The organism is Paracoccus tegillarcae (genome assembly GCF_002847305.1).
Taxonomy (GTDB): domain Bacteria; phylum Pseudomonadota; class Alphaproteobacteria; order Rhodobacterales; family Rhodobacteraceae; genus Paracoccus; species Paracoccus tegillarcae.
This window is the reverse complement of sequence record NZ_CP025408.1, coordinates 1190463-1216780: the sequence shown is the minus strand read 5'-3', so window position 1 is coordinate 1216780 and position 26318 is coordinate 1190463. Positions and strand designations below refer to the sequence as shown.

General features: G+C 63.3%; 27 protein-coding genes and 1 riboswitch. Of the genes, 11 read left to right on the top strand and 16 right to left on the bottom strand.

Annotation, left to right across the window (positions count from 1 at the left end):
* Positions 1-96 precede the first annotated feature (96 nt).
* Complete coding sequence (locus CUV01_RS06075; protein WP_101459692.1) at positions 97-1077, bottom strand: ABC transporter permease; 981 nt, start codon at positions 1075-1077, stop codon at positions 97-99.
* Positions 1078-1300: 223 nt separating this feature from the next.
* Here CUV01_RS06075 and CUV01_RS06070 point away from each other — a divergent pair, with 223 nt between their 5' ends.
* From CUV01_RS06070 to CUV01_RS06055, 4 genes are read left to right on the top strand one after another with little or no spacing between them, the layout of a single operon-like run.
* Entirely contained in the window at positions 1301-2122 is an 822-nt protein-coding gene (locus CUV01_RS06070) for a transketolase (RefSeq protein ID WP_101459691.1), read from the top strand.
* Positions 2119-3078, top strand: coding sequence for a transketolase family protein (locus tag CUV01_RS06065; RefSeq protein ID WP_101459690.1), 960 nt, complete (start codon positions 2119-2121; stop codon positions 3076-3078). The genes CUV01_RS06070 and CUV01_RS06065 overlap by 4 nt, the downstream gene beginning before the upstream one ends.
* 3 nt (positions 3079-3081) lie before the next feature.
* Positions 3082-4542: an FGGY family carbohydrate kinase gene (locus tag CUV01_RS06060; protein WP_101459689.1), complete on the top strand. Its 1461-nt coding sequence runs from the start codon at positions 3082-3084 to the stop codon at positions 4540-4542.
* 33 nt (positions 4543-4575) lie between these two features.
* Positions 4576-5565, top strand: coding sequence for a sugar-binding transcriptional regulator (locus CUV01_RS06055; RefSeq protein ID WP_101459688.1), 990 nt, complete (start codon positions 4576-4578; stop codon positions 5563-5565).
* Between the two features lie 32 nt (positions 5566-5597).
* Here the strand turns inward: CUV01_RS06055 and CUV01_RS06050 are convergent, their stop codons facing one another.
* The gene (locus CUV01_RS06050) at positions 5598-6065 is read right to left on the bottom strand and encodes a 6,7-dimethyl-8-ribityllumazine synthase (RefSeq protein ID WP_101459687.1); all 468 of its coding nucleotides are present in this window, start codon (positions 6063-6065) and stop codon (positions 5598-5600) included.
* Positions 6066-6131: 66 nt separating this feature from the next.
* Positions 6132-6261, bottom strand: a riboswitch (FMN riboswitch).
* Positions 6262-6470: 209 nt separating this feature from the next.
* Here CUV01_RS06050 and CUV01_RS06045 point away from each other — a divergent pair.
* Both CUV01_RS06045 and CUV01_RS06040 read left to right on the top strand, forming a co-directional pair.
* On the top strand, positions 6471-6869 hold the full coding sequence (locus tag CUV01_RS06045; protein ID WP_101459686.1) for a DUF2177 family protein: 399 nt from the start codon (positions 6471-6473) through the stop codon (positions 6867-6869).
* Entirely contained in the window at positions 6866-7528 is a 663-nt protein-coding gene (locus CUV01_RS06040) for an SDR family NAD(P)-dependent oxidoreductase (RefSeq protein WP_101459685.1), read from the top strand. The genes CUV01_RS06045 and CUV01_RS06040 overlap by 4 nt, the downstream gene beginning before the upstream one ends.
* A gap of 52 nt (positions 7529-7580) precedes the next feature.
* On the opposite strand, the gene CUV01_RS06035 is transcribed toward CUV01_RS06040, so the two are convergent.
* The 5 genes from CUV01_RS06035 to CUV01_RS06015 are packed head-to-tail and all read right to left on the bottom strand — an operon-like array spanning position 7581 to position 12779.
* Positions 7581-8309, bottom strand: a complete 729-nt coding sequence (locus CUV01_RS06035) for an SDR family NAD(P)-dependent oxidoreductase (RefSeq protein WP_101459684.1) — start codon at positions 8307-8309, stop codon at positions 7581-7583.
* Entirely contained in the window at positions 8306-9562 is a 1257-nt protein-coding gene (locus CUV01_RS06030) for an MFS transporter (protein WP_157994787.1), read from the bottom strand. The genes CUV01_RS06035 and CUV01_RS06030 overlap by 4 nt, the downstream gene beginning before the upstream one ends.
* The gene (locus tag CUV01_RS06025) at positions 9555-10712 is read right to left on the bottom strand and encodes an SAM-dependent methyltransferase (protein ID WP_101459682.1); all 1158 of its coding nucleotides are present in this window, start codon (positions 10710-10712) and stop codon (positions 9555-9557) included. The genes CUV01_RS06030 and CUV01_RS06025 overlap by 8 nt, the downstream gene beginning before the upstream one ends.
* Positions 10705-11496, bottom strand: a complete 792-nt coding sequence (locus tag CUV01_RS06020; protein WP_101459681.1) for a DUF1365 domain-containing protein — start codon at positions 11494-11496, stop codon at positions 10705-10707. The genes CUV01_RS06025 and CUV01_RS06020 overlap by 8 nt, the downstream gene beginning before the upstream one ends.
* Positions 11493-12779, bottom strand: coding sequence for an NAD(P)/FAD-dependent oxidoreductase (locus tag CUV01_RS06015; protein WP_232962543.1), 1287 nt, complete (start codon positions 12777-12779; stop codon positions 11493-11495). Before CUV01_RS06015 ends, CUV01_RS06020 begins: the two co-directional genes overlap by 4 nt.
* A gap of 219 nt (positions 12780-12998) precedes the next feature.
* Here CUV01_RS06015 and CUV01_RS06010 point away from each other — a divergent pair, with 219 nt between their 5' ends.
* The gene (locus CUV01_RS06010) at positions 12999-13544 is read left to right on the top strand and encodes a sigma-70 family RNA polymerase sigma factor (RefSeq protein ID WP_101459679.1); all 546 of its coding nucleotides are present in this window, start codon (positions 12999-13001) and stop codon (positions 13542-13544) included.
* Entirely contained in the window at positions 13541-14239 is a 699-nt protein-coding gene (locus CUV01_RS06005) for an anti-sigma factor (protein WP_101459678.1), read from the top strand. Before CUV01_RS06010 ends, CUV01_RS06005 begins: the two co-directional genes overlap by 4 nt.
* On the opposite strand, the gene CUV01_RS06000 is transcribed toward CUV01_RS06005, so the two are convergent.
* The gene (locus tag CUV01_RS06000) at positions 14170-14514 is read right to left on the bottom strand and encodes a hypothetical protein (RefSeq protein WP_101459677.1); all 345 of its coding nucleotides are present in this window, start codon (positions 14512-14514) and stop codon (positions 14170-14172) included. The genes CUV01_RS06005 and CUV01_RS06000 overlap by 70 nt on opposite strands.
* Positions 14515-14558: 44 nt before the next feature.
* Positions 14559-15047 carry a 2,4'-dihydroxyacetophenone dioxygenase family protein gene (locus CUV01_RS05995; RefSeq protein ID WP_101461897.1) on the bottom strand — a complete coding sequence of 163 codons (489 nt, stop codon included), beginning with the start codon at positions 15045-15047 and terminating at the stop codon, positions 14559-14561.
* 381 nt (positions 15048-15428) lie between these two features.
* Here CUV01_RS05995 and CUV01_RS05990 point away from each other — a divergent pair, with 381 nt between their 5' ends.
* Positions 15429-16361 carry an AraC family transcriptional regulator gene (locus CUV01_RS05990; protein WP_157994786.1) on the top strand — a complete coding sequence of 311 codons (933 nt, stop codon included), beginning with the start codon at positions 15429-15431 and terminating at the stop codon, positions 16359-16361.
* Between the two features lie 61 nt (positions 16362-16422).
* Here the strand turns inward: CUV01_RS05990 and CUV01_RS05985 are convergent, their stop codons facing one another.
* The 7 genes from CUV01_RS05985 to CUV01_RS19595 form a co-directional block, all read right to left on the bottom strand.
* Positions 16423-17661: a DUF445 domain-containing protein gene (locus tag CUV01_RS05985; protein ID WP_101459675.1), complete on the bottom strand. Its 1239-nt coding sequence runs from the start codon at positions 17659-17661 to the stop codon at positions 16423-16425.
* Positions 17658-18473, bottom strand: a complete 816-nt coding sequence (gene phaZ, locus CUV01_RS05980; RefSeq protein ID WP_101461896.1) for a poly(3-hydroxyalkanoate) depolymerase — start codon at positions 18471-18473, stop codon at positions 17658-17660. Before phaZ ends, CUV01_RS05985 begins: the two co-directional genes overlap by 4 nt.
* Before the next feature lie 19 nt (positions 18474-18492).
* Positions 18493-20127 carry an alpha/beta fold hydrolase gene (locus CUV01_RS05975; RefSeq protein ID WP_101459674.1) on the bottom strand — a complete coding sequence of 545 codons (1635 nt, stop codon included), beginning with the start codon at positions 20125-20127 and terminating at the stop codon, positions 18493-18495.
* A 29-nt stretch (positions 20128-20156) separates the two neighbouring features.
* Complete coding sequence (locus CUV01_RS05970; RefSeq protein WP_101461895.1) at positions 20157-20624, bottom strand: MaoC family dehydratase; 468 nt, start codon at positions 20622-20624, stop codon at positions 20157-20159.
* A gap of 12 nt (positions 20625-20636) precedes the next feature.
* Positions 20637-22268: an AMP-binding protein gene (locus CUV01_RS05965; RefSeq protein WP_101459673.1), complete on the bottom strand. Its 1632-nt coding sequence runs from the start codon at positions 22266-22268 to the stop codon at positions 20637-20639.
* A gap of 105 nt (positions 22269-22373) precedes the next feature.
* Positions 22374-22748: a phasin family protein gene (locus tag CUV01_RS05960; protein WP_157994785.1), complete on the bottom strand. Its 375-nt coding sequence runs from the start codon at positions 22746-22748 to the stop codon at positions 22374-22376.
* Positions 22749-22893: 145 nt separating this feature from the next.
* Positions 22894-23040: a hypothetical protein gene (locus CUV01_RS19595; RefSeq protein WP_157994784.1), complete on the bottom strand. Its 147-nt coding sequence runs from the start codon at positions 23038-23040 to the stop codon at positions 22894-22896.
* Positions 23041-23090: 50 nt separating this feature from the next.
* On the opposite strand from CUV01_RS19595, the gene CUV01_RS05955 reads away from it, so the two are divergent.
* Together CUV01_RS05955 and CUV01_RS05950 are read left to right on the top strand one after the other, a co-directional pair.
* Positions 23091-24209, top strand: coding sequence for an NAD(P)-binding domain-containing protein (locus CUV01_RS05955; RefSeq protein WP_101459671.1), 1119 nt, complete (start codon positions 23091-23093; stop codon positions 24207-24209).
* 103 nt (positions 24210-24312) lie between these two features.
* On the top strand, positions 24313-26235 hold the full coding sequence (locus tag CUV01_RS05950) for a monovalent cation:proton antiporter-2 (CPA2) family protein (protein ID WP_101459670.1): 1923 nt from the start codon (positions 24313-24315) through the stop codon (positions 26233-26235).
* The last annotated feature ends 83 nt before the right edge of the window (positions 26236-26318 follow it).

The following is a 26318-nucleotide window of genomic DNA, read 5'->3' as shown; positions in this document are numbered from 1 at the left end:
CTCCTCGTTGGGTGAACCGTTGAAACTTCGGTCCGTTGCGACCCGGCATTGCGGGTCAATGGATCGGAGAAGGGCATTTCCTTCACCGAAAAATTCTCAGCGGCCACGGCGCTTGAAGGTTTCGGCGGCGACAGCCAGCACGATGACCAGACCGATGATGACGGCCTGCACGAAGGGCGAGACCTGCATCAGGTTCAGCCCGTTGCGCAGCACGCCGATGATCAGCACGCCGATCAGCGTGCCGCCGATCCCGCCGGTGCCGCCCGACAGGCTGGTTCCGCCGATAACCACAGCCGCGATGGCGTCAAGTTCGTAGGACACGCCGGAACTGGGCTGCACCGCATCCAGCCTTGCGGCCATCAGCACGCCCGCCAGACCCGACAGCGTGGCAGATGCGACGTAGACCAGCACCGTCGCGCGATTGACATTGATCCCGGCCAGACGGGCCACCTCGGGGCTGCCGCCGATTGCATAGAGCGAACGGCCACCCTGGCGGTAACGCTGAAACAGAAAGGCCAGCAGGAACACGACCAGCATCACGGCCACGGTCATGGTCAGAAAACCGCCATAACGAATGATCGCTGACATGTTGAACCACGCCGGAAAGCCGATGATCTGCGAGCCATTGGTGATCATGTTGGCCAGCCCGCGTGCGATCGACATCATCGCCAGCGTGGCGATGAAGGCCGGCACGTTGAACATGGTGATCAGCAACCCCGATCCCAGCCCACACAGGGCCGCCGCGACAAGCGCCCCGGCGATTGCCACAGGCATGGGCAGACCCATCGTGACCGCAAGATAGCCAAGGACCATCATCGCCAAAGCAAGGACCGACCCGACAGACAGATCGATCCCGCCGATGAGGATCACGAAGGTCATGCCGACCGCCATGATGCCCAGGACGGTGATCTGATCGAGAATGTTCAGAAAGTTGCGGACCGACAGGAAAGAGTCGGTGGCCAGCGACAGGACGACGCATAGCAGGATCAACCCGATCAGTGGCCCGGTGACGCCGGTGGGCGACAAGAACTCTGACAGGCGGGGTTTCCCGGCCGTTTCGGTCGTGGCGTTCGTCATGGCATCCTCCCGAAGCACACCAGTTCAGTATAAATATTCACTAGTGATCAAAAATGCCTAGCGGTTTGTGTCCGGGCTGTCAAGTCTGCGGATGAGTCGATGCAGCGCCGTTTGCGCAATCATTGCTGGCCGATCTATTTTTCGCGGGACAGGGGCCATTGCCTGACTTGACGGGCGTGTGCATTTTTAGTAGTTAGAGAATATATATTCATACGAGGTGTGCATGGAACCCCAGGAGCTTCGCAAAATAGCGAATCGTATCCGTCAGCGTGATGTCCGCGCCGTGTTCGAGGCGGGCGCGGGCCATGTCGGCGGAGAGATGTCGGTCATCGACCTGCTGACCGCACTGTACTTTGATGCGATGAATGTCGATCCCGATAACCCGCTCGATCCGAACAGGGATCGCCTGGTCCTGTCCAAGGGGCACACGGCGCTGGCATTGTATATCACGCTGTCGGAAAAAGGTTTCATCCCGAAGGAAGAGATCGCGACCTTCCTGCAGCATAACTCGCGCTTGAACGGTCACCCCAACAAGGTGAAGGTTCCGGGGGTGGAAACCAATACCGGCCCGCTGGGGCACGGCCTGCCGGTTGCCGTCGGCATGGCCACGGCTGCAAAGCTGGACAAGGCCAACTGGCGGACATTCGTCATCACCGGCGACGGTGAGATGCAAGAGGGGTCCAACTGGGAGGCGATCATGTCCGCCGCGCAGTTCAAGCTGGATAACCTGACGCTGATCATCGACCATAACCGCCTGCAGCAGGGCGCGCGGCTGGCGGATACGAACGATGTCGCGCCGCTTGCCCCCAAGCTAGAGGCCTTCGGCTGGGCGGTGCAGGAAATTGACGGCCATGATATGGATCAGATCACACAGGCGCTGGCGGCGCAGAATGTGACGCCGGGCAAACCGACTTGCATCGTCGCACATACCAACAAGGGCCAGGGCATTTCCTTCATGACCGATAACGTCGCCTGGCATCACAAAGTGCCCAGCAAAGAACAGTACGAGCAGGCAATCGCCGAATTGAAGGAGCCCGCAGAATGAACGCCCCCTTTGAAGCCGCAAAGCTCCATGATTGCCGCGACGCCTTCACCGCGACGCTGGAGGAACTGGGCGCTGCGAATGACGATATCGTTGCGGTCGTCAATGACTCGGTCGGCTCATCCAAACTGGGTGGGTTCCGCGACAAATTCCCCGACCGTCTGATCAATGTCGGCATTGCCGAACAGAACATGGTGGGTGTCGGCGCCGGGCTGGCCAATGGCGGCAAGATCCCCTTTGTCTGCGCGGCTGCCCCCTTTCTGACCGGTCGCGCGCTGGAACAGATCAAGGCCGATATCGCCTATTCGCAGACCAATGTGAAACTGGTCGGCATCAGTTCGGGCATGGCGTATGGCGAACTTGGCCCGACCCACCATTCGATCGAGGATTTCGCCTGGATCCGCGCATTGCCCAATGTACCCGTCATCTGTCCCGCCGACCGCAACGAGACCGCAGCCGCCATCCGCTGGGCCGCCAAGCATGACGGCGGCTGCTTTCTGCGGCTCAGCCGCGTGGGCGTGCCCGACGTTCTGCCCGACGGACATGTCTTTGAACTTGGCCGTGCGAATACGCTGCGCGAAGGCAATGATCTGACCATCATCGCCAACGGCGTGTTGACCCACCGCGCATTGATCGCAGCCGACCTGCTTGAGGGCAGGGGCATCGCCGCGCGTGTCCTGAATATGGCCACCGTCCGGCCCATCGACGCAGAGGCGATCATCGCTGCCGCGACCGATACCGGCGCAATTCTGACGGTCGAGGAACACACCACCTTCGGCGGTCTTGGCAGCGCCGTGGCCGAGGTGGTCGTGGATAACATGCCGGTGCCGATGACCCGACTGGGCGTGCCGGGCGTCTTCGCCCACACCGCATCCGCCAATCAATTGCTGGATGATTTCGGCATGTCGCCCGCAGCCATTGCCGACAGCGCCGCAGCCTTGCTGAAGCGGAAGGCATAAGTCATGTCCCGGCGCGTCGTCCTGGCCATCGACGAGGGCACGACCAATTCCAAGGCGGTGATGGTCGATGAGGCGGGCCGGATCATCGCCAGCGGTTCGGCGCCCGTGCCAATTGACCATCCACGTTCAGGCTGGGTCCAGCAGGATGCCGAGGCGATCTGGCAGGCCACGCTGACTGCAATCGGTGCCTGTTTGCAGGCCGCGCCGGACGTCGAGATCGTGGCTCTTGGCATTTCGAACCAACGCGAATCGATATTGATCTGGGACCGGGCGACCGGGCAACCCCTTGGCCCGGTCATCAGTTGGCAATGCCGCCGAACCGCCGCCGGGTGCGAGGCACTGCGCGACGCGGGCCATGAAGCCGAGGTGATCGCGCGGACCGGCCTGCCGCTGGACCCGATGTTTCCGGCGACCAAGGCGGCGTGGCTGCAAAAGCATCATGGCGGTGGCACGAATATCTGCATCGGCACCGTGGACAGCTGGCTGATCTGGAAGCTGACCGGGGGGCGGGTCCATGCGACCGATCGCTCGAACGCGGCGCGGACGCAATTGTTCAATCTGGCCGAGGGACAATGGGACGAATGGCTCTGCGCATTGTTCGGGATCGACCAGTCAGCACTGCCCGTGGTTTGCGATTCCGCCCATGATTTCGGTGTCACGCAGGCCGACGGCCCATTGCCGGGCGGCATCCCCATCGCGTCGGCCATTGGCGATTCACATGCGGCATTGTTCAGCCACGGCGCCTTTGGTAGCGGCGATGGCAAGGTGACTTTCGGCACCGGATCATCCGTCATGACGACGATTCCCGACTTCATCATCCCCCCCCAGGGCATCACGACCACCATCGCCTGGTCGCTGAACGGCACGTCCACCTTTGCGTTCGAGGGCAATATCCTCGTCAGCGCCGCGATCCTGCCCTGGACCGCCGCGCTGCTTGGTCTGGATGGGGTGGAGGCCTTGCTGGACCTTGCCCAGACAGTCCCCGACAGCGGTGGGGTGTCACTGGTGCCGGCCCATGTCGGTCTGGGTGCGCCCTATTGGGACGCGGACGCGCGCGGACTGGTCTGCGGGCTGTCCTTTGGCAGTGGTCCGGCCCAGATCGCGCGCGCCTCGGCTGACAGCATGGCGCTGCAGGTTCAGGCCGTATTCGCGATCATGGCAGAGGCCGCAGGCGGGATCGGCCGGCTTTCCGTGGATGGTGGCCCAAGCCGCAATCGCTTTTTGATGCAGCTTGTCGCCGATTATCTGAACCACCCGGTCACACCCTGCCGCAATGCCGAGGCGTCGGCGCTGGGCGCGGCCTATCTGGCCGGGCTGAAAACCGGCTTCTGGGCCGATCTGGATGCGCTGACCGCGCTGATCAGCCGCGACGCGCACATCACCCCGCAAATGCAGCCGGAAACCCGGATTGCGGCATTGGAAAGTTGGCGAATGGCTATTGCCCGCACAACGGCGCAGGTATAGTGAATAATTATTCACTCTCGCGAAAGGCCTGACATGTCCCGCCTGAACGAACTTCGCATGATTTCGCGCGTGGCGCAGATGTATCATAGCGAAGGTCAGCGTCAGGCGGATATCGCCCAGCATCTGCGCATTTCGCAGGCGAGTGTTTCGCGCCTGCTAAAGAAGGCCGTCGAAGAGGAAATCGTGCGCACCACGGTGGTCGCGCCCTCGGGTACTTATGTCGAATTGGAACGCGATCTGCGCGATCTGTTTGGCCTGTCCGAGGTCATCGTCGTCGAGTGCAGCGAGGATCGCGACGGCGCCATCATGGCCCGGATCGGCGAGGCCGCCGCGCATTTCCTTGAGGCGACACTGCAGGCGGGCGAAATCATCGGCGTGTCAAGCTGGTCGGAAACCATCCTGCGCATGGTCGACAACATCCATCCGATGAAATCCGGCAAGGCAAAATTCGTCGTCCAGACCCTTGGCGGCATGGGCAACCCGGCGGTACAGACCCATGCCAACCAGTTGATCACCCGTCTGGCGCGGCTGACCGGGGCCGAGCCGCAGATGCTCAGCGCGCCCGGTGTGACCCAATCGCGCGAGGCCAAGCTGGTCCTGCTGGGCGACCCCTATATCCGCGAGACGATGGATCTCTACCGGCGCATCACCCTGGGCATTGTCGGGATCGGCGCGATCGAGCCATCGGGAATGCTGTCGCGCAGCGGCAACGTGTTTTCCTCACGCGAACTCAGTGAAATCCGCGAGGCTGGCGGCGTCGGCGATATCAGCCTGCGCTTTTTCGATGCCGAGGGCGGGCTGGTCAAGACGCCGCTGGACGAGCGTGTGATCGGCATGACGCTGGAAGAACTGGGCCCCGTCGACCGCGTCATGGCGCTTGCCGGCGGGCAGGCGAAAGCCGCAGCGATCCGGGGCGCCTTGCGAACAGGCGTGATCGACGTGCTGATCACCGACAAGTTCACCGCGCGCCGGCTGCTCGGGACCGAAGATCCGAACATGACCGGGGGCGTGGCTGCCAACTGACGCCGCCGACTGACGCCGCCAGCCATTGCAGATCAGGCGGCGGATTTTTCCGCTGGCACAAGCCCGTCGTGCAGGCGGGTAACGGCCATGATGGCATCCGCTGCCTCGCGGCCCTTCGTCACGAAATGCTCGGCGAAAAAGCCGATATGGTCGGTCGTCGGTTGAAAGTGATGTGGGGTCAGCGACACCGACAGCACCGGCACGCCGGTCGTCAAACCTGCGTCCATCAGCCCCGACACCACGGCCTGCGCCACAAAATCGTGCCGGTAAATGCCACCATCAACGACCAGCGCCGCCGCCGCGACGGCCGCATATTCGCCGGTCTCGGCCAGCTTTTGCGCCATTAGCGGCATTTCAAACGCGCCGGGCACGTCGAACGTATCAACCTGCGCCGCGACACCCAGTTCTTTCAGTCGCGCCTGAAAACCCGCATAAGCCTGGTCAACGATCTCGGCATGCCAGCGCGCCTTGATGAAGGCGAATTTTGGGGTTTTTGTCATAGCTCTGGATCCTTTCAACATGACAAGACCCCAGAGCGTCAGAGACGCGCGGTTCGACACCGATTGCCCCATTCTCTTTCATCCGGACTATGACCGTCGGCCCCGGAATTTCACCGGATCTGCTGACCCGCCCAACTGACGGCGCTCGCGGGCTGTAACCGCCGGTGGGGAATTGCACCCCGCCCTGAGAATGAACCCGGATTATGGTCCGCCCCGTTTCTTGTCAACCGCGCGGATGCCGATGGATATTGGCATCGGGTCGCAAGCCCGCCGTGCCTTGCAGCGTCCGTCGATGACCGATCGGGCGAATACCGGAACGGGGCAACAGCCCATAAATCCCCCTTGCGACGCAACTTTCTGCCGGAGTCATTCGTCATATGAACACAGACCATTCAGGACCCAGCCATGCAAATCATCATCCTCTACGCTGCCACGCTTGTCATCTTTCTGCTGATCGACATCATCGGCATCACCCAGATCATCCGGCCGGTGTTTGAGCGCCATGTCGGCGCGTTGCTGGCCGATCCGTTCCGGATGCTGCCGGCGGCGCTGTTTTACTCGGCCTATATCGTCGGGGTGTTGTATTTTGTCTCGGTGCCGGCGCTGGCAGAGGGCAGGCCGATCAAGGCGCTGGTCGGCGGGGCGCTGATCGGTCTGATGTGCTATGGCACCTATGAATTCACCAACTATGCAACGCTGCGCGACTGGTCGATGCAGCAGGTCGTGATCGACACGCTTTGGGGCGGTTTTCTCACAGGTTTCTCGGCCTGGGCGGGTGTCAGCGTGGCGCGCTGGCTGTCATGAAGGCGCTGGTGATCGGCGACACGGGCGGCATCGGTGGGGCGATTGCCAAACGGTTGCGCGATGGTGGCGGCGAGGTAACGGGCCTGTCGCGCCGGGACGGGTTGGATCTGAGAGATCAGGCCAGCGTCGCGGCGGCGGCAGAACGGATCAGCGACCAGCGCTTTGATCTGATCTTCAATGCAACCGGCGCGCTTGTCGTAGACGGGCAAACGCCGGAAAAGACGATCCGCGCGATTGATGCCGATGCCATGGCCGCGCAGTTTCAGCTCAACGCGATTGGCGTGGCGCTGCTGCTGCGCGATTTCAGCCCCCTGATGCGAGAGGAGGGCAGGGCAGTGTTTGCCTCGCTTTCGGCCCGGGTGGGGTCCATTGGCGACAACGGCCTCGGCGGCTGGATCAGCTATCGCGCGGCCAAGGCGGCACAGAACCAGATCATCCGTACCGCCGCGATAGAGATCGCTCGTAAACACCAAAATCGCATCGTCGTCGCGCTGCATCCGGGCACCGTTGAAACGGCGCTGACGCAGGAATACGCGGCCCGTCATCCGACCATCACGCCAGAGAAATCCGCTCAGGCCTTGCTCGATGTGATTTCGCGTCTGACGCCAGCCGATAGCGGGACGTTCTGGGACTGGAAGGGCAATCAGGTAGCCTGGTGAATGGATGCCCTGGCCCGGATCAGCCACGCGGGCACAGCGGCCCATGCACCACTCAGGTCACCAGCCTTTTGGTCAAAAGCAACGCCAGCGGATAGGGCAGCGCGCGCAGCAGCTTCAGAGGCAGGGTCAGCCGGCGCGGGAAATGCACCTCGAAACCGCGCCCATCCAGCCCCTTCAGGATCGCGCTGGCCGCGTCGTCGGGCTGCATCAGGGCGGGCATGTCAAAATCATTCTGTTGCGTAAGCTGCGTGACGACAAAGCCGGGGCAGATCAGCCGCACATCGACCGCCGGTGCCAGCTCGACCCGCAGGGATTCGGCCAGATTGATCACGCCGGCCTTGGTCGCGGAATAAATCTGGCCCTGCGGCAGACCGATATAGCCCGCGACCGATCCGGTCAGCGCCAACTGTCCACCCTGTTTCAACAGCGGTTCGGCGGCGCGGGCGAAATTGAAGCAGCCGGTCAGGTTGACCGTCACGATCTGGGCGGCGCGATCGGGGTCGATCTGCATCACCTTGCCCGGATCATACAGCGCCGCCAAGGTGATCGCCCGGTCCAGTTGCCCGCCGGCTTTGATTTGTCGGGCAGCGTCCTCCAGACTGCCGCGATCGGCCACATCGCAGGCCAGCACCTCGGCGCCGCCAATCTCTGCGGCCAGTGCCGTCAGCTTGTCGTGGGACCGTGCGGACAGGACCAGCCGCGCCCCGCGCCTGGCCCATTCGCGTGCAAGCGCCGCACCGATCCCATCGGATGCGCCCATGATCCAGATGCGTTCGCTCATATCGCGCCCCTTTTGTGAAGATATATCAGTATCGTGACGGCCATCGCCCGCAACACCAGCGGCACGCCGGCATACAGCATCAGCAATGCCTGCAACGCGCCTGAATCGTTTGGCAATGCAGGACGAAACCCCGCCAGTTGCAGCAAGGGCAACGCAATCGCACCCGCCAGTGCAAGCGCGGCCTTGGTCAGAAAACCAAGCGCGGCATAGGCGCGGGTGGCGGCCGCTTCTGTTGCGGTGGCCTCGATCCTGTCGGACAGGATGGCTGGCGGCAGAACCAGATCGGCACCAAAGCAGAAACCGGTGGCAAGGCAAATGGCGAAGAAGGCGGCAGTGTCGCCGGGCCCAAGCGTCAGCGCAAACGCGAAAGCCGCGATCGACAGCGTCAGCGCGGCGGTCCAGACCGGCACCGCGCCAAAGCGCCCGGCCAGACGGCCCGATGCAAAGGCCCCGGGCAGGGCGGCTGCGAAATAGGTCAGCAGGAACAGGCCCGTCAGCGGCTCTGCCCCCAGCAGATCGCGAACCAGCATCAGGACCAGCGCCGCCGGGAAAGCCGCAGACAGCAGCACAATCCCGGCCACCAGATAAAACGGCAGCAATGCGCCCCAGTTTGGGCGCGCATCGGGCTGTGCGGTCACGTGCAGCCGCGCTCGGGAAAGCCAGCGCAGAAACACCGGCAGCGTCAGCAGCAAGGTCAGGATCAGCACACCGGCCAGCGCCAGCAGCGCCCCTTGTCGCCCCATCAATGGCGTCAGGGCCGCTGGCAGGACGACCGCAACCATCAGGCCCGCCAGCCCAAAGCCCTCACGCGCGGCGCTGATCCGCGATTTCTGCGCAGGATCGCGCCGCCATAGCCCGCCAAGCGTCATCAGGTTGACTGAAATCAGGCTGTGCCCAAGGCTCGCGACAGCCATCGCCAAGGTAAACCAGATCAGCACCGGCAAGGCAGGCGGCGCAAACAATGTGGCGACGCCAGCGCCCAGCAGCAGTGCCCCCGCCGCAGCCATGCCAGCGCGCGCGCCCGGCCAGCGGTCACCGGCCCAGCCCACGACCGGGTCCAGCCCCGCATCCAGCATTCGCAGCCAGAACAGCGCCAACCCAAGGGCAGCCAGCGAAATCCCGCGTTCTGCGGCAAAGAAATCCGGCGCGTGGATGTAAAGCGGCAAACCGCCAAAGGCCAGCGGCATGGCCATGATCGAATAGGCAACCAGATCGCGCCGGCTGGGGCCAGCCCGCGGCGCTGGCTCAGGCATGGGCCAGACGATACTGCACCACATCCGTCCGTTGGACCGAAAAAGACGCCGCGCAGGCTGCAAGATAGAAACGCCAGACGCGGATGAATGCCTCATCAAAGCCCAGCTGCTGCACCTCGGTGCGTCGCGCGTCAAAATTGTCCAGCCAGTTGGTCAATGTGCGGGCATAGTCGCGACCAAAGCCGAATGCATCCTCGATGCGCAGGCCGGCGCGTTCGGCCTCGGCCTGAAAGCGCGCGGGCGAGGGCAACATGCCGCCTGGAAAGATAAAGCTGCGGATCATGTCGCCGCCCTTGCGGTAGCGGTCGAAATAGCGGTCGGCAACGGTGATGGTCTGGATCATGGCGCGGCCTTCGGTCGTCAGCGCCTCGGCCAGTTTGCCGAAATAGACCGGCCAGAATTTTTCGCCCACGGCCTCGAACATCTCGATGGAAACAATGTGGTCGAAACGGCCTGTTTCGTCGCGATAATCCTGCAACACGATTTCAGCGTCAGGCCCCAGCCGGTTGCGGGCATAGGCGGCCTGCTCGCTGGACAGGGTCAGCCCTTTCGGCGCGAAATCGCCGCGTTCCAGCGCGCGTTGGGCAAAGCCTCCCCAACCGCAGCCGATTTCCAGCAACCGCCCCGATCCGCCCGCCAAGCCGCCGATGATGCGGTCGTATTTGCGCCGCTGTGCGGCCGCCAGATCGTCACCCTCGGCAAACAGCGCCGAGGAATAGGTCATCGTATCGTCCAGCCACAGCCGATAGAAATCATTCCCCAGATCGTAATGCGCCGAGATATTGCGCCGCGATCCCGCGCGCGTGTTCCGGTTCAGCAGATACAGCAAACGCATCGCCAGCGCCTGCAACGGCCTGCCATAGATATAGCGGTCCAGCGCCTCTTCGTTCATCAACCCAAGCGTCAGCAGCGCAACCAGATCGGGCGTGTCGCACCAGCCGTCGCGATAGGCTTCGGTCAGGCCAATATCGCCCTTTGCCGCCAGCGCCGGCACCATGCGCCAGTCACGGATCTGCAACACGGCCTCGGGGCCCGCCTGATCGCCCTGAAAGACCTGCGTGGTCCCATCCGGCGTTGTCAGCAGCAGGCTGCCGCAGCTGATTTTCTCCAGCGTGCGCAGAAATTCGGATCTGATGCTTTGCTCAAACATTCTTGGTCTCTGGTTTCGTGACGTCGGACTGGGACTGATCCAGTTGTGGCGGTTTGGTCTTGTAACGGATGCCGCGCGAAAACAGCTTTGCCGCCTGCCAGTGTATCAGGCCTGTGACCTTTTGGGGCTGGAATGCGTGGCGCAACGCGGCGCGGCGCAGGCTTGATCGGTCCAGAACGCGCGCCGGTCCGACCATCGAGGTCTGCAACCGCACATCCCCATCCGCCCCGATCCAGTCGATCCACGCCCCGAACCGACCGGGCCCCGCATCGAAGCGAAAGACATAGCGCCCTTCGCGCGGAAGAAAGGGCGAAACGTGGAACAGCTTGTCCCCGGTCAGCCGGTCAGAGCGCGTGATGACCCGATTGTCGGGATGATGGCACAGATAAAGATGCGTCTCGCCAAAGGTGTTCGACACCTCGGACAGCACCGCGCGCAAACCGCCTTCATCGCGTGCCAGCCAAAAGCTGACCGGGTTGAACCCGTGCAACGGGCTGCGCGGCAGGGTCACAAGCGCTGTCTGGCAATGTTCCAGGCCGACAGGCGCCAGTTGCTGCCGAATGAATGCCAGCAGCGAGCCGCCATCCCGCTGACCGTAATCGCGCCGCCGCAGCTGCCACAATCCCCGCCGGTCGGGGTGCAGGGGCAGCAGCCCTTGCTCCAATTCTTCCAGCGGCAAGGCGGCGTAAAGCGCGCGATAGCGGAATTGCCGCGACACATCACCGGACCGTCCGTGCCAGATGGCCGCGTCAACCAGTGCGCCGCTCCACAGATCAACGCTCATGCGGCCAACCGTTTGGGTGCTGTCCAGGGATCAGGGCCAAGCGGCCATTCGATGCCCATGGCCTGGGCGACGCGCAGCGCAGACAGCAGCCCGTCCTCGTGAAAACCGTATCGCGTCCAGGCACCGGCATAATACACCCCACCGCGTCCCTGAATTTCATGCAACCGCCCCTGCGCGGCAATTGCGGCGGCGTCGAATTGCGGATGGGCGAAACTGGCCTCGTCATGGATGCGACGGGGTTCGGTCTCGGGGTTCAGGGTCACGATCAGTGGGCGTGCCGTTTGCAGATTTTGCAACCGGTTCATCCAGTAGGACAGGCTGATGGGCCGATCCGTCGCAGGCATATCGCCCCGCGTGACATAGTTCCACGATGCCCATGCCGCGCGCCGCCGGGGCATGAGGGTCGGGTCGGAATGCAGAACCATCCGGTTGGGCTGGGTGCGCATCGCGCCCAGAATGGCGGCCTCATCGGTATCGGGCCGTTGCAGTGCCGCCAGCGCCTGCGGGGCATGGGTGGCAAAGACCACGCGATCAAACCGCTCTTCGCCGCGCGCGCTGGCGATTGTGATCCCACCCGGATCGCGGCGCACCGAATGCACCGGGCAAGACAGACGCAGATCGCCCTTCAGTCGGTCGAGGATCGCCTGCACATAGCGTTGCGACCCGCCGCTGACGGTCAGCCATTGCGGCTGGCCGTTCACCGATAACAGCCCGTGATTGTCGAAAAAGCGAACGAACGCACCCGCCGGAAACTTCATCATTTCCGCCGTCGGCGTGGACCAGATGGCCCCTGAAATCGGCAGCAGGAACCGGTCGCGAAACTCATCGCCCAAGCGCAACGCCCCGATCAGATCGCCGATGCTGCCGTCACTTGCGTGATGCGACGGCGCTTGCCGGAAAAAGCGCATGATGTCGCGGATCAAACGCCAGTGACCGGCATCCATCAGGCACATCGGCTGCGCGAACATGGCGCGGGTCGAGGATGTCCCATACTCATATCGCCCCTGACCAAAGCTGGCCCCGAAGGACATATCGCTTGGCTCCAACGCCACGCCAAGCTTTTCCAGCATCGGAATGAACAGCGGATAGGTGCGCCGATTGCAGACGATGAACCCGGTATCTACATCCACCCCTTCGGCATGAACCGTGCGGGCATGGCCACCGGCGCGCGGGGCTGCCTCGAACAAGGTGACATCGTGCCGGTCATCCAGCAGCCACGCCGCGCCCAGCCCTGAAATGCCACTGCCGATGATGGCAATCCGTCGTCTTGCACTCTCGCTCAATAGGTAACCTCTGGCCCCATGTTCTTTTCGGTGCTGCCCTGAAAGAAAGCCGGGCAGATCCGCGGCTGCCTTGCGCAAACGGATTACTACAAAGACGGCGCGACGCCGCGCTTTGTTGCACCGTTCACGCGTTCGTGAAGCGGGCCGCGCGGCAGTGGCTTGCTTGCGGCCCTCTGACGCTTGTTGCATCTTCGGTCAAAGTGAGCCGGAGACCGTTATATGACCACACCCAATGCAGAGCTGACCGATCTGCTGGGACAGGTTGCCCTGCAGGACCGCGCTGCCTTTGGTCAACTCTATCGTCTTGCCGCGCCGAAACTTTTTGGCGTCTGCCTTCGTATCTTGAAGGATCAGCAAGAGGCAGAGGACGCGTTGCAGGAAATTTTCGTCAAGATCTGGCACAATGCCGACCGGTATTTTTCCGATATCGCCAGCCCGCAGGCCTGGTTGAACGCGGTCGCGCGCAATCATGCCATCGACGTGCTGCGCGCGCGCAAGCCCGGTGGCGGCGATCTGGACGCGGCTGAACGTATTCCCGATGACGGGCCGTCCCCCGAAGGGCTGGCCATGATCAGGTCCGAAGGACGCCGGATCACCGCCTGCCTGACGGAACTGCCAGCAGAACACGCCGATGCCGTACGCCGCGCCTATGTCGAAGGCGAAAGCTATGTCGAACTGGCCGAACGCTTTGCGGTTCCGATGAACACGATGCGCAGCTGGTTGCGGCGCAGTCTGATCCGGCTGAGGGAGTGTCTGACCCGATGACGGATGATGCCCCCGATCTTGATCCCGACGACGTCGCGACGGCAGGTGAATATGTCATCGGCACGTTGCCCCTGGCCGAGCGCGAGGTGTTTCGCCAGCGTCTGCTGCACGAGCCGCAATTGCTGGACGAGGTGAGCCGCTGGCAGACCCATTTCGATCCGATGGCCGATGAGGTCAGACCCGTCGGTCCGCCGGATAGGGTCTGGGCCGCGGTCGAGGCCCGGCTGTTCGCGCCGGCCCCGGATGCGCAAACGGGTCGTCGAAACGCATTCTGGCGCTGGCTCGCGATCGGCGCGACCTGCGCCGCAGCCGCGCTGCTTGTGCTGCTGGCGCAGTGGCCCCTGGGTCAAACCGACAGTCGCCAGCTCTGGGTGTCGGACATGGTGTCGGCAGACAGCTCCGTTCGTCTGACAGCGCTTTACGATGACGTGGACGGCGAAATGCGTGTCGCGGTTGCCGGCCAGCCGCCTGCCGAAGGGCGCGATTTCGAATTGTGGCTGATACAGGGCGACCGCGCGCCGGTGTCTCTGGGGGTGATGCCGGATGCGGGCCATGCGGCCATGATCATCCCGGACGAGTTCCGGCTACTGATCGCAAACGCAACCCTGGCTATCACCGACGAACCTCAGGGCGGCGCCCCCGGCGGCGTCGCCACAGGCGCAATCGTCGCACAGGCCCAGATGCGCCAGATCTGATGCGCCAGATCTGATGCGCCGGATCTGATACGGCTGCCCCTGTGGCCTGCGTCCTCTGCCTGTTTCAGCGCATCGCGCCCGACGCTGTCGATGCCGGCCTCATCCAGCTTGTCGTGCAGGGACAGATGCGTCGGCTGACCCCAGACGCCAAGCACATTGTGCTCTTCGCCCGTGGCATCATGCCACAAACCGCAAGCGACGGTGCGGATACAGGAAAAACGGGATGTCAGAAACGCGAAATCCGAAGGGCGGACATTGCGCCACCCTTCGGACATCTCAGGTCGTCCTTGGCCCCGGCCATGCGCCGCGGCCGCGCCTGTCAGCCCTGCGCGACAACGCCCGGGCGGACATAGGGGGGAACCTTCTGGCCGGTCTCGCCGGCGATCCGGTTGATGGTGTCCTCGATCCAGCCGGCATCCATGATGAACATCATCGAGCCGTCGTCATTGAGGTTCACATTGGCACCTTCGATGACCATGAACCCTTCGGAACCTTCCTCGGACACAAAGGTGTGGTGCGAGCCTGCGGGTTCGAACAGATAGCTGCCAGCGGTCTGCACGTCCTCGGCATGCTCGAGATAGTTCCACGAGCCCTTGGTGGTGTAGAAATGAACGACGCCCGAATGGTAATGGCGCGGCAAGCGGGTGCCCGGCTCGAACCGGGCGTAGATAACCCAGATACCCTTTTCGCGGTCCAGATAAAGCGGCGTGACATGGACGCCGGGCAGGGCGTCTTTCACTTCGCCATCGGTTTTGTGGTTGATGGTCAGCAGGCGTTCCTGGGTGAGCGTTGTGGTGTCAAAAGTCATGGCTGTTTCCTCCTCAGGGTTGAGATCTCGTTCGATCATCGGGTGAACCATGAATACGCGGCCGCGCCGTTCCCCGATTAGCTCTGACTGACAGGATTTTGACTTTCGATGACAGCGCGACCGGGTCGCTGTTCTCTGCCTGATCATGACGCCCGCTCCGCATTATCCGCACAGCACTGAATTTCTGTGCTAATCTGGTGGCAACAATCGCATCAGGGGTTCGCCTCTCTCTTGACGGGGCGTTTGCCCATATGCGCGCAACACCCCAAACAGGAGGCTGCGGTGGGGCAATATTTCAGCCGCGCGAGTTCTTTGTCAGGGATCAGAGAAGTCGCCGAGAGTGTCGGGGCGGATGTCGGAACGGCATTGCGCAGGGTCGGATTGCGATCCGAGCTGTTGCGCAAGCCGGACGAACGCGTGCCATTTGACGCGATTTGCGCGCTTTACGAACATTGCGCCGAAGAATGGGGCGTGCCGGATCTGGGCCTGCGGCTGGCCGTGTATCAGCACCTCGAAATTCTGGGGCCCGTCGCGCTGGTCACCAAGGAGGAGCCCGACCTGCGCGGCGCGATCAGGGCCATGGCCCGCAATCTGGTCATCCACACCAATGGCCTTGTCGCGGGCGTGCACGAAACCGACGGCATCGCGGCCCTGTCTCTCAATGTGCAGCTGACCGGGACCAGTACCCGCCAGTATATGCTGTTGTCCCTCGCCGTCGCGCGCAACGTGCTGGAGCAGGCCGGCAAGGCCCCGGTTGATCTGATCGAGGTCACCTTTCGCGATCAGGACGCCTGTGTCAGGCGCGCGGCAGAGGCAAGCTTTGGCTGTCCGGTTCGCTTTGGTGCCGAACAGAACGCGCTCTATTTCGATCAGAGCGCACTGGATCGCAAGATCGAACAGACCGATGCGGCCTATCACGCGATCATCGACCGCTACCTGACCTCATCGCGGGACGAATTCGCAGGCCGCATCAGCGACGAGGCGCGCGGCGAGATCGCGCGGCAGATGGAATTCGGGGATTGTTCGCTGGAAACCGTCGCGCATAGCCTGCGGCTAGAGCCGCGCAGCCTGCAGCGTCGCCTGCAGGAAGAGGGGCTTACCTTTCGCGATCTGGTCGATGACTGGCGGCGAGAGCGGGCCCTGTCGCTGGTCACCCGGACCCGGCTGCCCTTGTCAGAGGTCTCGCTGGCGCTGGGCTATGCCGATCAAAGCGTGTTCAGCCGCGCCTTTCAGCGCTGGTATGACGAATCGCCACTGGCCTGCCGCAAAAAGGACCTGAGCCTTCGTCAGAACAGCCTCGGGTTTGCCGGTTAAGGTGCCAGTTGGCGGGCAGGCCGGTCGATGATCCCCACCGCGCTGCCATCCGGGGATGCGATCACCCGATCATCGTCTCGAATGCGAACAAGCCGCCGCCGATCAACGCGCCCAGCAGGGCACCGTTTATGCGGATGAATTGCAGATCCGGGCCGATCTCTTCCTCAAAGCGGGTGTTCAGTTCCTCTGGCTCCCATCCGGCGATGACGTCCGTGACATAGGCGGCGATCTGCGGGCGGCTTTCACCGATCACCCGGCCAGCCAGTTCGGCAAGGCGACGGTCCAGCGTTTCGCGGGCCTCGGGCGTGGCGAGTGCGCGCGTCGCCGTGTCGCGGATCAGATGGGCCAGTGGTCCGCTAAGCGCCTCGGGCGCGTTGGCGATCCGTTTGCCCAGACGGTCGCGCAATTCGCGGGCGATGCCGGCAATGGCCGCGCCAAACGCACCAGAGCGAAGGAATTCGCCTCTGGCATCGGCGACGGCGCGGGTCAGCACGCCCTCCTGTTCAAGCGTCTCGATCATGCCGTCCAGCGCCGTTTCGAATTCCTTCCGCAAGGCGCTGTCGCGGCGCAGATCATCCAGCATCGACAGCACCGCGCTGACCACCAGATCGGCCACGCGCCGGTCGACCGGTGTGGCGATCCACCAGCGGCTGTTGTCTTGCACCAGCTCGACCGCCATGCCGCGATTTTCGTCGATGGCGCGGCGGATGATCGCGATGATTTCGTCGGTGACATCGCCCCTGACGCCGGTTTTGACCAGATCCGCGACGACGCCGGCGATGGCCTGATCGGACCCGGCCTGCGCGACCTCGCTTTTCAGCAACCGACGCCCGCCTGCCAGCATGCGGGGCGAGGGTTCCTGCCGCAGCAGCATGGCGACAAGGCCGGTCAATTCGCGCGCCAGCGCCTCTGCATTGCCCGGCTGGCCGATCCATGTCACCAGATGGCGGGACGGCTCGATGGCCCGGATGCGCGCCTCCAGCTGGGCTGGTTCAAGGAAATGCGTCTCAAAGAACCGGCCCACATTGCGCGCGGCCCGTGCCTGGTTCTTTGGCAGCAATGCCGTATGCGGGATCGGCAATCCAAGCGGGTGACGAAACAGCGCGACGACGGCAAACCAGTCGGCCAGCCCGCCGATCATCCCCGCCTCGGCCATGCGGCGGATCAGCAGGACGGGACCTGCGGGATCGCTGACCAGATGGGTCGCGAGATAGATCACCACCATGACGACCAGCACCGCCGTGGCCATGCGGCGATTTCTGGCAAGCGCGGATTTGGGCGTTTCGGCGGGTTGGCTCATGCGATCTCTGCGACGGGCGTGGATTGGATGAACGCTTCGACCTTGGCCGCCGTTTCCGCCGGGTCCGTCAGGATGAACAGATGCCCGCAATCCATGACCTCCAGCCGCGCATTGGGCAGCCGATTGACAAGGATCCGGCCATTGGCAAGCGGCACGATCGGATCATCCTCGCCCATCATCACCAGCACCGGCAGCCTGAGCTGTGGCAGCCACAGCCAACTGGTCCAGCCGGCACCGGCCAGCAGCTGATACAGATAGCCGCGACCCGATCCCGATTTCAGCGTTGCCGCATGTTCGCGCAAAAGCTGCGGGTTGGCACGCATCTGCCCGCCATAGATATCCGGCCCGATCTTCAGCATATGCTGGGGATCGCTGTAACGTTTCGGCGTCGCCATCTTCAGCATCACGCGCAGATTGCCGGGCACCATCACGAACCCCGCCGAGGTCGCGGCCAGCGTCAGGCTAAGCGCGCGATGGGGATAGTCCCGCGCGAATTGCTGCGCCGCCGCCCCGCCCCATGAGACGCCGAACACATCGACCTGATCGATCCCCAGCTTGTCCAGGATGCGCGCGGTCAGCCGCGCCAGCCAGGTGAACCGATAGGGCAGCGCCGGCACGGGCGAGCCGCCCACGCCCGGCACGTCAAAGGTGACGATCCGCGTGTCGGCAAAGCGTTCGGCAAAGGGTCCCACCGTTTCCAGACTGGCGCCGATGCCGTTGAAAACCAGCAGGTTACGCGAGGCATCGGCAGGTCCAAACAGGGCAACACGCACCTTTTGGCCATCAAGAACGAGGGTCCGGATATCGGTCATCTGGCGGGGCTCCTTCTGGTCAGCTTGCCGCCCGGACATAAGTGCCCGGCGCATCAGATATGGCTTTGTGCTTGCGCGAGCCCAAGGTTTTCTTCGCCGTGACCTTGCGTCCGCCGCGTTCGTCCAGCCATGCCACCCCATGCGGCCACCATGTGCCCTCATGCGTCTCGGCACCAGCCAGAAAGGATTCCGGGCTGTCGTGATCGCCATCATTGGTCTGGTAACGCGCCTTGGGATTGCCCGGCGGGTTGATCAGCGACTGGATATGACCCGACTGGCTAAGCACAAAGGTCGAATCTCCGCCCAGCCCGTTGCGCGTCAGATAGGTGCCGTCCCATGGTGTGATGTGATCGGTCTCACCGCCCATGATATAGGCATCGCAGGTGATCTGTTTCAGCGTCAGGGCCTGCCCGTCGATGGTCGGCCCGGTCTCGCCGGTGAAACCGCCGCTTTCCAGCATTCCCAACAGATCGCCATGCAGCGCGGCTGGCAGGTTCGTGGTGTCGGCGTTCCAGTAAAGGATGTCAAAGGCCGAGGGCTCTTTGCCCATCAGGTAATTGTTGACCCAATAGGACCAGATCAGGTCGTTGGGCCGCAGCCAGGCAAAGGCGCGCTCCAGATCCTTGCCCTCAAGCACGCCCTTCGATTGCGAAAACATCCGCGCCAGTTCCAGCGTCTCGAAATTCGCAAACAGCCCCATCGAGGTATCCTTGGCGCCGGCGACATCCAGAATGGCCACGAACAGCGTCAGCGACGCGGCCCGATCGGAACCCCGGCTGGCCCACAGCGCGACCAGCAGGGCAGAGGTGATCCCGCCCGAACAGGCACCGACCACGTTGAGGTCGGGCGATCCGCTGATCTCGCAGGCCACCTCGGTGGCGCGGTCAAGCGCCGCGACATAGCTGTCGAGATCCCAGTCAGCCTCGGCCTCGGTCGGGTTGCGCCAACTGACGATAAAGACCTGATGGCCCTGATCGAGCAGATTGCCGACAATCGACCGGTCGGGTGCCAGATCCCAGATATAGAATTTGTTGATCTGCGGCGGCACGACAAAGACCGGCCGCGACCAGACCTGCGCGGTCTTTGGCGTGTATTGGATCAGTTCAAGGTGATCCTCGGAATAGACGACCTTGCCCGGCGTCGTGCCCAGATTGCCGCCCACTTCGAACTTGGACTTGTCGACCACCGATGGCAGGCCGCCATTCTGGATCATGTCGCTGATGAAATGCTGCAAGCCGCTGACAATGTTCTTGCCGCCCTGTTCCAGCGTCTTTTGCATCGCGGCGGGGTTGGTCAGGATCGCGTTTGTCGGCGCCAGCCCATCGGTGATCAGGCTGGTGGCCAGCTTCGCACGCAGCTTGTCGCGGGGCGCGGCGTCAAGGCTGTCGACCCAGCCCGTGATCGCGTTCGACCAGGCAAGGTAGGACTGCATCAATGCATGATAGGCGGGGTTCGTCGTCCAGACCGGGTCCCTGAACCGCTTGTCACCCTTTTCAGGTTCAATTGCGGTATTGCCGGTCAGGCTGCTCAGCATCTGCTGGCTGGCCGTCATTGAATGCGACCATGCCTTCATCGGCTGCGTCAGCGCCGAGGTGTATAGCTTGGTCATAGACATCGCCAGATCGGTGGCGTTCTCGATGCGCTTGGATGGCATATCCTTGTCCTCCCTTTTCGGGTTGCGATTTATCCGATGACGAGGGCCAGGACCTCGCCAACGATTGCGGGCTCACCGGTGTCGTCCAGCCGCGTTTCGGCGGCCAGCCGCAGCAATTGCCGGCCCTTGCCCTTGTCTTCGACGCTGGTCAGCCTGAAGTTGCTGACCACAGCCGCACCGGCGGGGACGGGGTTCAGGAACCGGACCTTGTCGATCCCGTAATTCACCACGCCCTTGGCATCGGTCGGTACGATCCCCGCATCGCCAACAGCGGCGGCCAGCAGCGACAGCGTCAGAAAGCCGTGGGCGATGGGGCCGCCGAACGGGCTTTCCTTTTTCGCCCGTTCGACATCGATGTGGATCCACTGGTGGTCGCCGGTGATATCGGCGAAGCCGTCGATCATGTCCTGGCCAACCGTGATCGGGTCCGTGGTCCCGAAATCATGGCCGACATGATCGCCAAGCGTGGCGGTGCTGTAACCTTTGGGTGTCTTCATCGGTCTCATTCCTTATGCGTTGTCGCGCAGTTCGCGGCGCAGGATCTTGCCGACATTCGACTTGGGCAGCGCGTCGAGAAAGACGATCTGCTTGGGCACCTTGTAAGAGGTAAGATACTTGCGGCAGTGCGCGATGATCTGGTCTTCGGTCACATCCGCGCCGTCGATCTTGACCACAAAGACGCGCAGCGCCTCGCCGGTCTTTTCGTGCGGCACACCAACGCAGGCACATTCCGCGACACCTTCGCAGGCGGTCACCGTGGCCTCGATCTCGTTGGGAAAGACGTTAAAGCCCGAAACGATGACCATGTCCTTCTTGCGGTCGACGATCTTGACGAAACCGCCTTCGACGAAGATGGCCACATCGCCGGTGCGGAAGAACCCGTCCTCGGTGAACGATGCCTTGTTGGCCGCGTCATTGTTCCAATAGCCGCGCATGATCTGTGGCCCGCGCGCCGAAATCTCGCCGGCCTCGCCTTCGGGCACGTCATTGCCCTCGTCGTCCAGCAGCCGGACCTCGGTCGATGGCACGGGCAGCCCGCAGGTGCCGGTAAATCCGGTCACGTTCATCGTGTTGATGCTCAGCAGCGGCGAGGTCTCGGACAGGCCGTAACCTTCCTTGATGTGATGCCCGGTCAGCGCATGCCACTTTTCCGAGGTCGCCTGGATCACGGCTGCACCGCCGCCGATTGCCAGCTTGTAGTTCGACAGGTCGATCTCGCCAAAGCGCGGATGCATGGCCAGACCCTGAAACAGCGTGTTCACGCCGGGGATGACAGAGAATTTCGAACCCTTGATGGCATCGACAAAGCCGTCCATGTCACGCGGGTTCGGGATCAGGATCGACTTTGCGCCAATCGCCGAATAGGCCACCATCAGCATCAGCCCAAAGATGTGGTAAAGCGGCAGCGCCATCACCACGACCTCTTTTTCGGGCACCTGCGCCTCGGGCAGCATCGCCTTGATCTGCTCGGTATTGGCGACAAGGTTCCGGTGGGTCAGGACAGCGCCCTTGCTCAGGCCGGTGGTGCCGCCCGTATACTGGAAGAACAGGATATCTTCGCCCGTCAGCTCGACAGGCTCGAAGGGCAGGCCGCCGCCTTCGCGCAGCACATCGGCAAAGCGGAAGGTGCCGGTCAGCCGCTCATCAACGGCGGGCGAGGGGATATCCAGCCCGGCACCATCGCCCAGATCGACGGTGACGACGGTCTTCACGTTGGTGTCGGCGATGATCTCGGCCAGAACCGGGGTCGAGCCGCTGAAGATGACAATCGTCTCGACGCCCGCATCGTTCAACTGATGGGCCAGTTCGCGCGGCGTATAAAGCGGATTGACGTTCACCTGCGCGGCGCCGGCACGGATGATGCCGTGCATGGCGATCGGGAAGGCAAAGATATTGGGGCACATCAGCGCAACGCGGTCGCCGCGCTTGACGCCATGCTTGTTCTGCAACCAGGCGGCAAAGGACGATGCGGCCTCGTCTATTTCCGAATAGGTCATCACCTGGCCAAAGCACTCGAATGCCGGCTTGTTGCCATAGGCCTCGACCGCTGTTTGAAAGATCGCCGGGACGGATGGGTAGATATCCGGGTCGATCTCAGACGGGATCGATTCGCCGTAAGTTGCAATCCATGGCTTGTTCATCGGTATTCCTCCCGCCCCAGTGCCGGGGCATGACATGAGTTCCGCACGGCACCGCCGCGCGCTTTGTCCCGGCCCACCCGCAGGCGGACCGGGAAGGCAGCCAGATCAGGCAGCTTTCTGGTCTTTTTTCACCAGATCGGCGAACGGCGCGATCACGGCCTCGGTCTTGACGCGGGCCAGATCGACGATTTCCTTGGAATGGGTCGCCGACATTTCCACACGATGCTGAACATACGAAGCCTGCAATTCGGCGACTTCACGCATGCACTTGGCGTTGAACGTGGCGCGGACATGGTCGCCGGCTTCGCTCAGAACTTCGCGGCCAAAGCCGCCAAAGGTCCGGCCCAGTTCCATCAGGCCGTTGACATAGGCGCGGCTGCCAGCACTCACGGCGCCGCCGATATCGCCTGCGATTTCGCGTGCGTCGTTCACCTTGGCGCGGACGCTGGTCTGTTCGGTCTTTGTGGTGGTGGTCGTCATGGTCTCTCTCCTTTGTTTGTTCGCATGGCGCCGGGTGTCGGTGTCCGGTTTCGGCTGCACCGCCGTCCCGTGCCCTCTGTTGCTCACCAACATTCGCATTCCGCGCCGTTTCGAAATTGTTTCTGGGCGATCAAGATTTGACTTCTCACGTCGCGGCTTGGGCAGCCTCGTGGCGCACCCGCAACTGGTGGCGGCGCCCGCCGGGCGAGGTGATCGATACCGTCGCCCACCGTTTCAACACCGTCTGCTGACCGCCCGACACGCGGCGGGCCGCCTCTTGCCACGCTGGCAAAGCAGGGTCACTCTGGGCTGAGCATGCCACAGCACGGTGCCCCAGAACCAATGAACGCGCTCGCCTACAAGATCGACATCCTGGTGATTGGCGGCGGGCAGGCCGGGCTGTCGACCGGCTATCATCTGCAAAATCTGGGGCTGACCGGCGGCAGGGGCTTTCTGCTGCTGGACAAGTCGCCCCGACCCGGCGGCGCATGGCAGTTCCGCTGGCCGTCGCTGACCATGAAAACCATCAACGGCATGCACGACCTGCCCGGGATGGGTTTTGCCGAAGTGCTGGACGCCGGCCAGTCCGAGGTGCGCGCCGCCGAGGCCGTGCCCTGCTATTTTCAGGCCTACGAGGACCGCTTTCACCTGCCGGTCTACCGCCCCGTCACGACGCGGCTGGTCTGTGATCGCGGCGAACGGATGCGGGTCGAGACCGATCACGAGACGTTTTCCGTGCGCGGCATCATCAACTGCACCGGCACATGGGACGCGCCGCAAATCCCCTATTATCCGGGGCGCGAGCTGTTTCAGGGCCGCCAGTTGCACACCCATGACTACCAGACGCCCGACGAATTCGCCGGCCAGCGCGTGGTGATCGTGGGCGCCGGCATCTCGGCGCTGCAATTTCTGGATGAGGTGTCGCGGGTGGCCGACACGATCTGGGTCACGCGCCGCCCGCCCGTGTTCTCGGATGCCAAATTCACCGCCGAGGACGGCCGCGCCGCCGTCGCCCGGGTCGAGAAACGCGTGCGCCGCGGGCTGGTCCCCGGCTCGGTCGTGTCGGTCACCGGGCTGCCCCGCAGCCCCGCGATCAGGGCGATGCAGGCGCGCGGCGTCCTCGACCGCCAGCCGATGTTTTCGGAAATCACCCCCCACGGCATCCGCTGGCCGGACGGGCGCGAGGAACAGGTGGATGTGATCCTGTGGGCCACGGGGTTTCGCAGCGCGCTGGACCATCTCGCGCCCTTGCAACTGCGCGAGGATAACGGCGGCATCGTCATGACAGGCCGGCTGGCGACGCAGGCTCAGCGCGATCCGCGCGTGCATCTGGTGGGCTACGGCCCCTCGGCCTCGACCGTGGGCGCCAATCGGGCCGGACGGGCGGCGGCCCGCGAACTGGTGGATTATCTGGGCCTCGCGCCCGCGAAAACCGGCCAACAGGCGGGCGGCCCCGACTGACAAGGCAATCGCCACCCAGCCCGCCGGTTCCTGCCTGAACCGTCCCGTTCATCCGCGATGAATGTGATTGCGGCGCGCCCGGCTTGCAAATACCGCTATTGGCATGGAAAGCTTTCTTCTTCTCGCCTTCATCTTTCTGATCGCCGGCGTGATCGCCGTGCCGATTGCCACGCGCTTTGGTCTGGGCTCTGTCCTGGGCTATCTGCTGGCCGGGATGGTGATCGGCCCGCTTTTGGGACTGCTCAATGTCGATGTGGTCTCGCTGCAGCATTTCGCCGAATTCGGCGTGGTGATGATGCTGTTCCTCGTCGGGCTGGAACTGGAACCGAAAAAGCTGTGGGATATGCGCGGCAGGCTGCTGGGCCTTGGCGGCGGGCAGGTCATGGTGACGGTGCTGGCCTTTGCGGCGGTGTCGCTGCTCAATGGTGATGCGTGGCAGACCGGGCTGGCCATCGGCATGATCATGGCCGTGTCCTCGACCGCGATCATCCTGCAAACGCTGAACGAAAAGGGCCTGATGCGGACCGAGGGCGGTCAGTCGGCCTTTTCGGTTCTGCTGTTTCAGGACATCGCCGTGATCCCGATGCTGGCCATCATCCCGCTGCTTGCGGTGCCGGAACTGGCCGCCGAGGCCGCCAGCCACGCAGCCGATGACGCCGAACATGGCAGCGGCCTGAACCTGATCGCCGGCCTGCCCGCATGGCAGGCCATGCTGGTCACGGTCGCGGCCATCGCCGCCGTCATCTTTGCCGGCAATTACCTGACCCGCCCGGTCTTTCGCTTCATCGCCATGGCGGGCTTGCGCGAACTCTTTACCGCGACCGCGCTGCTCTTTGTGGTGGGTATCGCGCTCTTGATGACGCTGGTGGGCCTGTCGCCCGCATTGGGCACCTTTCTGGCCGGCGTGGTTCTGGCCAACAGCGAATACCGGCACGAACTGGAATCCGACATCGATCCGTTCAAGGGGCTGCTCTTGGGGCTGTTCTTCATGACCGTCGGCGCGGGCATTGATTTCGGCCTGTTGGCCGACAGCCTCGGTCAGGTGCTGTTCTGGACGGCGGTTCTGGTGGTGACGAAAATGGGCGTGCTCTTCGTGCTGGGCGGTCTCTTCGGCATTCGCGGGCAGGACCGCTGGCTGTTTGCGCTGGCGCTGGCGCAGGCCGGCGAGTTCGGCTTTGTCCTGCTGTCATATGCCGAAGGCGCAAGCGCGATCCCCGGACCGCAGGCCGATCAACTTCTGCTGGTGGTCGCCATGTCGATGCTGATCACGCCGTTGCTGTTCATTCTTTATGACCGGGTGATCCTGCCGCGCTATGCCCGTGACGATCAACGCGCCTTTGACGATATCGAGGATCAGGACGAGATCATCATCGCCGGACGCGGGCGGGTCGGGGGACTTGTCGACCGGATGCTGGAAACGGCGGGCTACCGCGCCACGGTGATCGACTACAGTTCCCGCCAGATCGACCTGCTCAGGAAATTCGGCATCCGGACCTATTACGGCGACGCGACGCGCCCGGACCTGCTGGCCTCGGCCGGGATCGACACCGCGAAACTGCTGATCGTGGCCATCGACGACCAGCAGCAGACCAATATGCTGGTCTCTTATGTGCTGCAGAATTATCCGCATGTGCATGTGACCGCGCGCGCCTTTGACCGGACCCATGTGCTGGAACTCTGGTCGCTGGGTTGTCGCGATATCATCCGCGAAACCTATGACAGTTCGCTGCGGATGGGCCGCTCGGCCTATGAGGCGCTGGGCATCTCGCATGAACGCGCAGCCCAGATGGCCGATGCCTTCGAGGACATGGACCGCAAGGCCCTGCGCGAGGTCGCCGATTTCTACGATATCGACGTGCCGGCCTTCGAGAACGAGGCCTTCATCGCGCGGGTGCGCGAGTTGCGCGACAGGTGGGACCCGTTGCTGCAACAGCAGATGGCCGACATCATCCGCCGCGATGATCTGGACGACCATGACGAGGGCCAGCCAGCCGACCGCAAGACCAGCCTCTATGATCAGGGGTAAGGTTGCGGCAGGCGCGCAACGCCACCGTACGATAGCTGTGTACGCCCGGTGTACGCGCTGTGCCTCGCCTGTGCACGCCCGGT